The sequence below is a fragment of the Agrobacterium sp. MCAB5 genome (assembly GCF_052114365.1).
In the GTDB taxonomy this organism is placed as follows: domain Bacteria; phylum Pseudomonadota; class Alphaproteobacteria; order Rhizobiales; family Rhizobiaceae; genus Agrobacterium; species Agrobacterium tumefaciens.
Window position 1 is genome coordinate 1 of record NZ_JBFREP010000050.1, and the last position, 985, is coordinate 985.

Consider the following 985-nt stretch of genomic DNA (forward strand, 5'->3'; position numbering starts at 1 on the left):
GGCATGCGGTCGCCCGCCGAAAGGGAAGCATCGCCCTGCTCCTTCTGCTCCACCCTGAACTTTTGAAGGCGGAGCATTTCATCGGTGATTTCGATTTCGGGTGGAATTTCGCGGTTGGGAAGGAGCCGCGAAAGCCAATTGGCATAGGCCGAGAGTTTCTCCAGGCTAGTGTCTTCCAAGCGCATGACTTGGGAAATGAAGCTGTAGAAGCGCATATAGCTCCGCAGGAGCTGACGGAACTCTTCCTGCCGTCCCTTATCGTCGTCCGCCTCAAAGCGGGTGACGGCCTGGCGGACAAGCCCTTCAAGGCGGGCGCGGTCCCCRCCGTCTAGCGGCCCTTTGAAGTAGGTTTGCGCGAAGCGCTCGATCTCTTCCTTGTCGAGATAGCCGAATTTGAAGAGGCGGCCTTCGAGGTCGTAGACAAGGTTGGGGTCGGAATTGGCCTCCAGCGCTGTATCCTCATAATAGGGGCGGAATACGTTCTGAATGTCCTCCATAGTATTCCGGAAATCGAGAATGAAGGTCTGGTCTTTCCCCGTCCTCGTGCGGTTCAAGCGCGAAAGGGTCTGAACCGCCTGCAAGCCCGCGAGCTTGCGGTCGATATACATTGCGCAAAGCTTAGGCTGGTCGAATCCGGTCTGGTACTTCTCCGCGACGATCAGGATTTGGTACTGCTCGGGATAAGCCGTGCCGTCCGGCTTAAAGCCGTCGAAGCGTCTGGGAAGCTCGGTTTCGACGAATCCGTTCACGTCCGACTCGGTGTATTTTTCCCCGTTGAAGGCAAGTTCGCCCGAGAAGGCGACAAGGGTGCGAAGGTCGGTATAACCTTGTTGCACAATGTAGTCGCGCACGCCGAAATAATAGCGCAGTGCGTGCTCGCGACTGCTAGTCACGATCATCGCTTTCGCCTGCCCCTCTAGCAGCTTGGCGACATGGTGGCGGAAGTGCTCAACCACGATCTCGACCTTCTGGCCAATAGCAGTGG

General features: G+C 57.1%; 1 protein-coding gene. It reads right to left on the minus strand.

Annotated elements, in window-relative coordinates; all coding sequences use genetic code 11:
* Positions 1-985 (minus strand): type I restriction enzyme subunit R domain-containing protein (locus tag AB4Z23_RS27210; RefSeq protein WP_441361147.1); only part of this gene is annotated, 985 nt, incomplete at both ends.